This window comes from Glaciibacter sp. 2TAF33 (genome assembly GCF_052114945.1).
Lineage (GTDB): Bacteria > Actinomycetota > Actinomycetes > Actinomycetales > Microbacteriaceae > Cryobacterium.
Window position 1 is genome coordinate 46783 of sequence record NZ_JBFRFS010000018.1, and the last position, 10836, is coordinate 57618.

A 10836-nucleotide genomic window follows, 5' to 3' on the forward strand; every position below is an offset into this window, starting at 1 on the left:
TTGTTGGGTTTATGAGGCCCGCATAACCCCAACTACTGCGGGTTCGGCGGGGCCGGGAGGCGCCCTGATAACCTGAAGGAACACCGAGGCGGGGCGGCAGTACGGCCCAGCCGGAAACGGACGAACCATCACGAAGTCAACCGAATCCCGACGACCCCACGCCCAGAACGGCGCTTTCTCGCTGGTCGTGGTCTCCAACCGCCTGCCGGTCGACTACGATCCAGGACCCGAGGGTCCCCTCGGAACCGACGGCAACTGGCGCACCTCGCCGGGCGGCCTGGTGACCGCGCTCGAACCCTTGATGCGCGCCTCAGACGGAGCGTGGGTGGGCTGGCCCGGCGTCGCGGACCGTGACTTCGAACCCTTCGAGAACGACGGCATCTCCATCGTGCCGGTGCGGCTGAGCACCGAAGACCTCGAGCGCTACTACGAGGGGTTCTCCAACGACACCCTCTGGCCGCTCTACCATGACGTGATCGCACCGCCCAGCTTCCACCGGGAGTGGTGGGACTCCTACGTCGCCGTCAACAAGCGGTTCGCCGCCGCGGCCGCCGAGGTCGCCGCCACCGGGGCGACGGTGTGGGTGCACGACTACCAGCTCCAACTGGTGCCACGGATGCTGCGTGACATGCGACCCGACCTGGTCATCGGGTTCTTCAACCACATCCCCTTCCCTCCGTACGGCATCTACTCGCAGCTGCCCTGGCGCCGTCAGATCATCGACGGCCTCCTCGGCGCCGACCTGATCGGTTTCCAGCGCGTCGCAGACGCGGGCAATTTCTCCCGCGCCACCCGGCGCCTGTTCGGCTACACCACCCGCGGCACCACGATCGACGTCCCCGACGGCGAAGGCCGTTCGCGCCGGGTCATCGCCCGGCACTTCCCGATCTCGATCGACGCCCACAGTTACGAGGAACTGGCCAGGCGCCCGGAGATCCAGGCCAGGGCCAAGCAGATCCGGGAAGACCTCGGCAACCCCAAGAAGATCATGCTCGGCGTCGACCGCCTGGACTACACCAAAGGCATCGGGCACCGGATCAAGGCATACGGCGAACTCCTCGCCGAAGGCCGCCTCACCGTGCAGGACGTGACGCTGGTGCAGGTTGCCAGCCCGTCCCGGGAGCGGGTGGGCGCGTACATGGCCCTCCGCGACGAAATCGAACTCGCCGTCGGGCGCCTGAACGGCGATTACGCCACCATCAGCAACACGGCCATCAGCTACCACCACCACGGGTACCCGCGGGAGGAGATGGTGGCCTTGTACCTCGCCGCCGACGTGATGCTGGTCACCGCGCTCCGCGATGGGATGAACCTCGTCGCCAAGGAGTACGTTGCGGTGCGGTTCGACAATGACGGCGTGCTGGTGCTCAGCGAATTCGCCGGCGCCGCAGACGAACTCCGCCAGTCGGTGCGAATCAACCCGCATGACATCGAGGGCGTGAAGGACGCGATCATGTACGCGCTTGAGATGCCGCCTCGCGACCGGGCACGACGGATGCGCGCACTCCGGCGCAAGGTCTTCGACAACGACGTCGCGGCCTGGTCAGCCAATTTCCTTCAAACCCTCACCGGAGGTGCAGCCGTGCAGGCAGGTGTTCCCGAGAATCTGGTCTCAGCGCTCCGCGAGCTCGCCGCGGTCGACAACCTCCTGGTGGCCCTCGACTTCGACGGGACACTCGCGCCCCACGTCGACGAGCCCGAGAACGCGCGTGCCGTGGACGGCGCCCGCGAAGCTGTTCAGCGACTCCTGGAGCTTCCCGGCATCCGGGTTGCCCTGGTCTCTGGCCGCGCCCTGGTCAGCCTGCAGCAGGTGGCCCAGCCGTCCGAGCGGGTGCTGCTGACCGGGTCGCACGGGATCGAGGTGCAACTGGACACACCGGGCATCGAACTGGGGCTGGTGGCCGCGGAACTTGAGGAGTTGGACACCCTGGCCCGCGTGCTCGAACGGATCAGCGGTTCCGTCGAGGGCGCGTTCATCGAGCGGAAACCAGCCGGAATGGCCCTGCACACCCGGCTGGCCAGCGCGGATGAGGGCAGGGAAGCGCAGCGTGAGGCGCGGGAACAGGTGAGCGAACTGCTCCCCGGGCTCACCATGCGGGAGGGCAAGAACGTGCTGGAGTTCTCGGTGCGTTCCAGCACCAAGGGCGACGCGCTCGCGCAACTGCGCGCCCACACCGGCGCCACCGCCGTGTTCTACGCCGGCGACGACGTGACGGATGAGGACGGCTTCGCCGCGCTCGGGGAGGGAGACCTCGGACTGAAGATCGGCCCCGGTGCCTCCCTGGCCGGCTACCGGGTGCGGGGTCCCGAAGAAGTCGCCCAGGTGCTGGGGCTGCTCGCGGACTTCCGTGGGGCGGCCGCCGCCCGCGAAGAGTGAGTGGTTCCCGAGGTTCTAGACTCGTGGACATGCCTGAGATTGATCTGAAACCCCGAAGCCGCGTCGTCACGGACGGCATCGAAGCCACCACCTCACGGGGGATGCTTCGGGCCGTCGGAATGGGAGACGCCGACTGGGAGAAGCCGCAGATCGGCATCGCCAGCTCATGGAACGAGATCACGCCCTGCAACCTCTCGCTTGACCGCCTCGCCCAGGCGTCGAAAGAGGGCGTGCACTCCGGCGGCGGGTATCCGCTCCAGTTCGGCACCATCTCCGTCTCCGACGGCATCTCGATGGGCCACGAGGGAATGCACTTCTCCCTGGTCTCACGGGAGGTGATCGCCGACTCGGTCGAGGTCGTCATGCAGGCCGAGCGCCTCGACGGTTCGATCCTGCTCGCGGGCTGTGACAAGTCGCTGCCCGGCATGCTGATGGCCGCCGCGCGCCTGAACCTGGCCAGCGTGTTCCTCTACGCCGGCTCGATCGCGCCCGGCTGGGTCAAGCTCTCGGACGGCACCGAGAAGGACATCACCATCATCGACTCGTTCGAAGCCGTCGGCGCGGTCAAGGCCGGCCGGATGTCGGCCGAGGACGCCAAGCGCATCGAGTGCGCGTTCGCTCCGGGCGAGGGTGCCTGCGGCGGCATGTACACGGCGAACACGATGGCCAGCGTCGCCGAAGCACTCGGCATGAGCCTGCCCGGTTCGGCCTCCCCGGCCTCTGCCGACCGCCGCCGCGACTACTACGCGCACCGCTCCGGCGAGGCCGTCGTCAACATGTTGCGCCTCGGCATCACGGCCAGGGACATCCTGACCAAGAAGGCGTTCGAGAACGCGATCGCCGTCGCCATGGCCTTCGGCGGTTCGACCAACGTGATCCTGCACCTGCTGGCCATCGCCAACGAGGCCGAGGTGGAGCTCACCCTCGATGACTTCAACCGCATCGGTGACACGATTCCCCACATCGGCGACCTGAAGCCATTCGGCAACTACGTCATGAATGACGTCGACCGTCACGGCGGTGTCCCGACCGTGATGAAGGCCCTCCTCGACGCCGGCCTGCTGCACGGCGACGCGCTCACGGTCACCGGCAAGACCGTCGCCGAGAACCTCGCCGAGATCAACCCGCCGGCACTGGACGGGACGGTGCTCCGCACCCTGGACAACCCGATCCACGCCACCGGCGGCCTCACCGTGCTCAAGGGCTCGTTCGCGCCGGAGGGCGCCGTGGTCAAGACGGCCGGTTTCGACGCCAGCGTGTTCGAAGGGCCCGCACGAGTGTTCGAACGCGAACGCGCAGCGATGGACGCGCTCACCGAAGGCAAGATCGGCGCCGGCGACGTGGTCGTCATCCGCTATGAGGGCCCGAAGGGCGGTCCCGGCATGCGCGAGATGCTTGCCATCACCGGAGCCATCAAGGGCGCGGGTCTCGGCAAGGATGTACTACTATTGACGGACGGTCGATTCTCAGGCGGCACAACCGGACTGTGTATCGGCCACATAGCACCCGAAGCGGTGGACGCAGGTCCCATCGCCTTCGTGCGCGATGGTGATCTGATACGGGTCGATATCGCAGCTCGCACGCTCGACCTACTGGTCGACCCTGATGAGCTGGCCGCCCGCCGTGAAGGCTGGGCTCCGCTTCCTCCGCGCTATACCCGTGGCGTCCTCGCAAAGTACTCGAAGCTTGTGCATTCAGCCGCCGAAGGCGCGATCACCGGCTAGTTCTGCGCCCACCATCCGCATTCGACCTAGGGACTCTCCTTCCATGACCACGGAACCCTCGCCCGTGCCATCCCCGTCAGCCCGCGCCTCCACGGCGCCGGACTCGTCGGCACCCGAAATCCTCACCGGCTCCGGTGCGATTCTCCGCACCCTCAAGCACCTCGGCGTCACCGACGTCTTCGGCATCCCCGGCGGCGCGGTCATCCCGTTCTACGACGAGTTGATGGCGCAAACCGACATCCGGCACATCCTGGTCCGCCATGAGCAGGGCGCCGGGCACGCCGCCGAGGGCTACGCCGCAGCCAGCGGGCGGGTCGGGGTCGCGATCGCGACCTCCGGACCGGGGGCCACCAACCTGGTCACCGCCATAGCGGATGCCTACATGGACTCGGTGCCGCTGCTGGCCATCACCGGCCAGGTATTCTCCACGCTGATGGGGACCGACGCCTTCCAGGAGGCCGACATCGTCGGCATCACGATGCCGATCACGAAGCACTCCTTCCTGGTGAAGCGGCCCGAAGACATCCCCGCGGCGATCGCGTCGGCGTACCACATCGCGTCGACCGGACGCCCGGGCCCGGTGCTGGTCGACATCACCAAGGACGCCCAACAGAACTCCGCCCCGTTCGTCTGGCCGCCCAAGCTCGACCTGCCCGGCTACCGGCCGATCACTAAGGCGCACGGCAAGCAGGTGCAGGCCGCCGCGGCGCTCTTCGCCGGCGCGAAGAGGCCGGTGCTGTACGTGGGCGGTGGTGTGATCAGGGCCCGTGCGTCGAAGGAATTGCTGAAGCTCGCCGAGACCACCGGCGCCCCCGTCGTGACCACGCTGATGGCCCGCGGTGCCTTCCCCGACTCGCACCCGCAGCACCTCGGCATGCCGGGTATGCACGGCACCGTTCCCGCGGTGCTGGCACTGCAGGAGAGCGACCTGATCGTGTCGCTCGGCGCGCGTTTCGACGACCGGGTGACCGGGAAGGTCTCCGAGTTCGCGCCCAACGCGAAAGTGGTCCATGTCGACGTCGACCCTGCGGAGATCTCCAAGATCCGCACGGCGGACGTTCCCATCGTCGGCGATGCCAAGGACGTCATCGCTGACCTCATCGTCGCCTTCGAAGAGGCCATCGCCGGCCGGAAGCCGGAGACCGAGGAATGGTGGACCTACCTGAAAGGGCTGGTCCAGGAGTTCCCGCTCGGCTTCAGCGAGCCGGCCGACGGCCTCCTCTCGCCGCAGTACGTGATCAAGCGCATTGGGGAGCTGACCGGACCCGAGGCGGTCTACGCAGCCGGAGTCGGCCAGCACCAGATGTGGGCCGCCCAGTTCATCAAGTATGAGCGCCCGAACGCCTGGCTCAACTCCGGCGGCGCCGGCACCATGGGATACTCGGTGCCCGCGGCCATGGGGGCCAAGGTCGCCGAACCCGATCGGGTGGTCTGGTCGATCGACGGTGACGGATGCTTCCAGATGACGAACCAGGAACTGGCCACCTGCACCATCAACAACATCCCGATCAAGGTCGCCATCATCAACAACTCCTCGCTGGGAATGGTGCGCCAGTGGCAGACCCTGTTCTACGACGGACGCCACTCCTTCACCGACCTGAACACCGGCCACGACACCCAGATGGTGCCCGACTTCGTGAAGCTCGCCGACGCGTACGGTGCCCTCGGCATCCGTGTCACCAGCGCCGACCAGGTGGACGCCGCGATCAAGCTGGCCCTCGAGACCAACGACCGCCCGGTGGTCATCGACTTCATCGTCAGCCGTGACGCCATGGTCTGGCCGATGGTCCCGCAGGGCGTCAGCAACAGCTATGTGCAGTACGCCAAAGACCACGCACCGACCTGGGGAGAGGAGTAGCCCGTGAGCACGCACGTTCTGAGCCTCCTCGTCGAGGACAAACCGGGCCTCCTGACCCGCGTCGCCGGGCTCTTCGCCCGCCGGGGATTCAACATCGAGAGCCTCGCCGTGGGCCACAGCGAGATCGAGGGCCTGTCCCGCATCACTGTCGTCGTCGACGTCGAAGACCTCCCGCTCGAGCAGGTCACCAAGCAGCTGAACAAGCTGATCAACGTGATCAAGGTGGTCGAGCTCGACCCGGCGCAATCCGTGCACCGGGAGCACCTGCTGATCAAGGTGCGCGTGGACAACTCCACCCGGTCGCAGGTGCTCGAGGCGGTCACCCTGTTCCGCGCCCGCGTCGTGGACGTGGCCGCGGATGCACTGGTGATCGAGGTCACCGGGGACTCCGGCAAGACGCAGGCGCTGTTGCGCGTGCTCGAACCGTACGGCATCAAGGAGATCGCCCAGTCGGGCCTGCTCGCCATCGGGCGCGGCTCCAAGTCGATCACCGAACGCGTTTTCAAGAACTGAACACCCAGCACCGGGTCTCGACAAGCTCGACCACCGAATCTCGATCGGTTGTGAGCCTGTCGGGTCTCGACAAGCTTGACCACCGAAATATATAAGGAGAACACCACTCGTGTCAGAGATTTACTACGACAAAGACGCCGACCTGTCGATCATCCAGGGCAAGAAGGTCGCCGTCATCGGCTACGGCTCACAGGGCCACGCCCACGCCCAGAACCTGCGCGACTCCGGTGTCGAGGTCGTCGTCGGACTCAAGGACGGCTCCAAGTCGAAGGCCAAGGCCGAAGAAGCCGGCTTCAAGGTCCTGAGCTCGGCAGACGCCGCGGCCTGGGCCGACGTCATCGTGATCCTCGCCCCGGACCAGGTGCAGCGCCACCTCTACGCCGACGACATCGAAGGACACCTCACCGCGGGCAAGGCCCTTGTCTTCGGACACGGCTTCAACATCCGCTTCGGCTACATCACCCCGCCGGAAGGCGTCGACGTGATCATGGTCGCTCCGAAGGGACCCGGCCACACCGTGCGCCGCGAGTTCGAGGCGGGCCGTGGCGTTCCCGTCATCGTTGCCGTGGAAGAGGACGCGTCAGGCAATGCCTGGCCGCTCGTGCTCAGCTACGCCAAGGCGATCGGCGGCCTCCGCGCCGGCGGCATCAAGACCACCTTCACCGAGGAGACCGAAACCGACCTGTTCGGTGAGCAAGCTGTGCTCTGCGGTGGCGCGTCACAGCTCATCCAGTACGGCTTCGAAACGCTGACCGAGGCCGGCTACCAGCCGCAGGTCGCCTACTTCGAGGTGCTGCACGAGCTGAAGCTCATCGTCGACCTGATGTGGGAGGGCGGCATCGCCAAGCAGCGCTGGAGCGTCTCCGACACCGCAGAGTATGGCGACTACGTCTCCGGGCCGCGCGTGATCGACCCGCACGTCAAGGAGAACATGAAGGCCGTTCTCGCCGACATCCAGAGCGGCGCGTTCGCCGAGCGCTTCATCACGGACCAGGACGCCGGAGCACCGGAATTCCTGGCGCTCCGCAAGAAGGGCGAGGAGCACCCGATCGAGGCCACCGGCCGCGAGCTGCGGAAGCTCTTTGCCTGGAACGCCTCGAACGACGACGACTACGTCGACGGCGAAGTGGCCCGCTAACCCCCGTACGGCATGATCTGCGGCGGGACCAATCGGTTTGGTCCCGCCGCTTTGTCGTCCACGTCCGCCCAGGGGCCGTACCCGGTGAGGACGGCGCGGGTCTTGCTCCTCCGTCGCGGGCGTGGGCGCGCGAGAATGCGCTGGGCGCGCGAGAATGCGCCGGGCGCGCGGGATTTCGGGTGCCCGGCGGGATATCGGGTGCCGGGCGGCGGCGTCCGTCGCTTTCGGTCGGCTGGTTGGGCGCCATGGTCGCCGCGGCGTGCCCAGCGCTCGGTACCCTAGAGGGATGAACCCCGAACCGGAAGACGATGCCCTGAGCTGGGCCGGCGATTCCGATCCCACCCTCAGTCCGCCGCGCGCGGCCGAAACGGCCGGCGCCGGGCAGGCCCAGCCAACGGATGCCACCGAATTGCCCGAGGGCTGGTCGGTTCCCGGCAGCCCGGCCGCGGTCGCCTCGGCGCCTGAGGCGCCGGCGGCCGGCCAGGTGGCGGCATCCGTCGCCCTGGTCGGGATGGGGATCCTCGCCGGTGTCTACCTGCTCTACGCCGTCGGCTGGTTCATCGGGGTCTCACGCATGAGTAACCCGCTCACCGACCCTGTCGGCCAGTTCATGTTCTCCCTCGGCGCCTGGACCGCAGTCGTCTCCCCGCTGGTCTGGTTCGGCGCCGCCTTCCAGCTCACCCGGGACCGGCCTCGCACCCGGATCGTGGTCCTGCTGCTCGGCGTGGTGCTGCTCGCGCCGCTGCCGTTCATCATCGGAGCCGGGGGAGCGTCATGATCGCCGCCGAACGGAGCCCCGCCGCCGCAGTCGCAGCACCACGCCGGCCCGGGCCGGCGTGGCTGGTCGCCACCGTCTGCATCGTTTTCGGACTGCTCTACGCCTGGGACATCTGGGAGGCCGTCGGCAACCTGGTTGGACTGACGGTCGCGGCCGGTGCCCTCGACACCCGGCTCAGCGGCTTCGGCTGGGGCATCCTGATCGGCGCAATCCTGCTGCCGGCGGCGGTCTACGGGATCGCCTTCTGGATCGGCCGGAAGCGCGGTGTCGGCCCGCTTGCGCTACTCTTATTGGTCGGCCTGGCGCTCATCGCCGTCGTCACCCTCGATATCTATGCGGTGTTCGGACTCGGCAGCCTGATCGTGTAGTCGGTCGTGAGCCGTGCCGCTCGCCGCGCCCCTGGACGCCCCCTGCCGCCCGGCCACCCGCGCCGAGGTACGTATATAACACCTTCGTTCAGTCAGGGGAGATGTTATATACGTACCTCAGCGGATGCCGGCAGCGCGGTCGGGCAGCGCGGCCGGCCAGTCCGTGCGGACGGCGGGGGCGCGACTCTCGGCGTCATGCTGCTCATCGGGTAAGTCCGCAGCAAGTAGAGTGATTTCAACTCTGGCGCCCCGAGGCCGCGGCGCAGCTGAGCTCCCGCCTCCCGCAACCGAAGGACTACTCTTACGTGTCGAAGCCTGTCGTACTGATCGCTGAAGAACTTTCGCCCGCCACCGTCGACGCACTCGGCCCCGACTTCGAGATCCGCAACGTCGACGGCACTGACCGTGCCGCACTGCTCGCCGAACTCGCCAACGCACACGCCGTTCTGGTGCGCTCCGCCACCAAGGTCGACGCCGAGGCGATCAAGGCTGCCCCCAACCTCAAGGTGATCGCGCGCGCCGGGGTCGGCCTGGACAACGTCGACATCAAGGCCGCCACCGCGGCCGGCGTCATGGTGGTCAACGCGCCCACATCGAACATCATCTCCGCCGCGGAACTCACGGTCGGCCACATCCTCAGCTTGGCCAGACACATCCCGGCGGCACACGGTGCGCTCGCCCAGAACCAGTGGAAGCGCTCGAAGTACACCGGCGTGGAACTCTACGAGAAGACCATCGGCATCATCGGCCTGGGTCGCATCGGCGCCCTGATCGCGGCCCGCATGCAGGCCTTCGGCACCAATGTCATCGCATACGATCCCTACATCACCTCGGCACGGGCCCAGCAGCTCGGCGTGCAGCCCGTCACGCTCGACGAACTCCTCGAGCAGTCGGACTTCATCACCATCCACATGCCCAAGACGCCGGAGACCACCGGGATGATCGGTGCGGCGCAGTTCAAGCTGATGAAGCCCACCGCGTTCATCGTGAACGTCGCCCGCGGCGGCCTCATCGACGAAGACGCCCTGCACGAGGCGCTCACCGCCGGCACCATCGCCGGCGCCGGCCTGGACGTCTTTGTCAGCGAACCGCCCACCGGCTCGCCGCTCCTCGGCCTGCCCAACATCATCGTCACCCCCCACCTCGGCGCGTCCACCGACGAAGCGCAGGAGAAGGCCGGCGTGTCCGTGGCGAAGTCGGTGCGGCTCGCGCTCTCCGGCGAGCTCGTGCCCGACGCCGTGAACGTCGCCGGTGGCGTCATCGACGAGTACGTGCGCCCCGGCATCCCGCTGGTCGAGAAACTCGGCCAGGTCTTCGCCGGCCTCGCCCAGCACAGCCCGCTCACCAGCATCGACGTCGAAGTGCACGGTGAACTGGTCGACTACGACGTGAGCGTGCTGAAGCTCGCCGCGCTCAAGGGCATCTTCACCAACATCGTCAGCGAGACCGTCTCCTACGTCAACGCGCCCCTGCTTGCCGAACAGCGCGGCATCAACGTGCGCCTGATCACCGACTCCGAGTCGCCTGAGTACCGCAATGTGATCACCCTCAGCGGCGCACTCGCCGACGGCTCGCAGGTGTCGGTATCCGGCACGCTGACCGGCACCAAGCAGATCGAGAAAATCGTCGGCATCAACGGATACGACGTCGAGGTTCCGTTCGCCACGAACCTCATCGTCATGCTCTACACCGACCGCCCCGGCATCGTCGCGGTCTACGGGCGTGAGTTCGGCGAAGCCGAGATCAACATTGCCGGTATGCAGATCGCCCGCCACGAGGCCGGCGGCAAGGCGCTCAGCGTGCTGACCGTCGACTCAGCTGTTCCCGCTGGCCTGCTCGAGTCGGTGCGCGACGCGATCTCCGCCGACATCATGGTGGAAATCGACCTCACCGAGTAACGCCGAAACCATCACGAAGGGCCCCCGAGATCATGAACTGCTCCCCGGGAGTTGGACTGAATAATTCAGTTTCGATTCCTGGGGAGCAGTTTTATGCATCCACGTAGTTCGTTGTCGGTGTCGTCGCGCGAAGCGGCGGTAGCGTTGTTCGAAGAGGGATTTGGCGACTCCGCCGTTGCGTC

The 10836-nt window shown here is 67.2% G+C and carries 8 protein-coding genes; all 8 read left to right on the top strand.

The features are described from left to right. The first annotated feature begins 187 nt into the window (after positions 1–187). The 8 genes from AB4Y94_RS16595 to serA all read left to right on the top strand — a co-directional run bounded on the left by AB4Y94_RS16595 (position 188) and on the right by serA (position 10654). The gene (locus AB4Y94_RS16595) at positions 188–2377 is read left to right on the top strand and encodes a bifunctional alpha,alpha-trehalose-phosphate synthase (UDP-forming)/trehalose-phosphatase (RefSeq protein ID WP_441729110.1); all 2190 of its coding nucleotides are present in this window, start codon (positions 188–190) and stop codon (positions 2375–2377) included. A gap of 29 nt (positions 2378–2406) precedes the next feature. Beyond that, positions 2407–4101: a dihydroxy-acid dehydratase gene (gene ilvD / locus AB4Y94_RS16600; protein ID WP_441729111.1), complete on the top strand. Its 1695-nt coding sequence runs from the start codon at positions 2407–2409 to the stop codon at positions 4099–4101. A gap of 43 nt (positions 4102–4144) precedes the next feature. Continuing rightward, on the top strand, positions 4145–5959 hold the full coding sequence (locus tag AB4Y94_RS16605) for an acetolactate synthase large subunit (RefSeq protein WP_441729113.1): 1815 nt from the start codon (positions 4145–4147) through the stop codon (positions 5957–5959). A gap of 3 nt (positions 5960–5962) precedes the next feature. Further along, positions 5963–6472, top strand: a complete 510-nt coding sequence (gene ilvN / locus AB4Y94_RS16610) for an acetolactate synthase small subunit (protein ID WP_441729114.1) — start codon at positions 5963–5965, stop codon at positions 6470–6472. A 109-nt stretch (positions 6473–6581) separates the two neighbouring features. Beyond that, positions 6582–7610 carry a ketol-acid reductoisomerase gene (gene ilvC / locus AB4Y94_RS16615; protein ID WP_441729115.1) on the top strand — a complete coding sequence of 343 codons (1029 nt, stop codon included), beginning with the start codon at positions 6582–6584 and terminating at the stop codon, positions 7608–7610. A gap of 286 nt (positions 7611–7896) precedes the next feature. Beyond that, positions 7897–8388, top strand: coding sequence for a DNA polymerase III subunit gamma/tau (locus AB4Y94_RS16620; protein ID WP_441729116.1), 492 nt, complete (start codon positions 7897–7899; stop codon positions 8386–8388). Then, positions 8385–8756, top strand: coding sequence for a hypothetical protein (locus AB4Y94_RS16625; protein ID WP_441729117.1), 372 nt, complete (start codon positions 8385–8387; stop codon positions 8754–8756). The genes AB4Y94_RS16620 and AB4Y94_RS16625 overlap by 4 nt, the downstream gene beginning before the upstream one ends. Positions 8757–9061: 305 nt before the next feature. After that, a complete protein-coding gene (serA, locus tag AB4Y94_RS16630; protein WP_441729118.1) occupies positions 9062–10654 on the top strand; it encodes a phosphoglycerate dehydrogenase in 1593 nt (530 codons plus the stop codon). Positions 10655–10836: the final 182 nt, after the last annotated feature.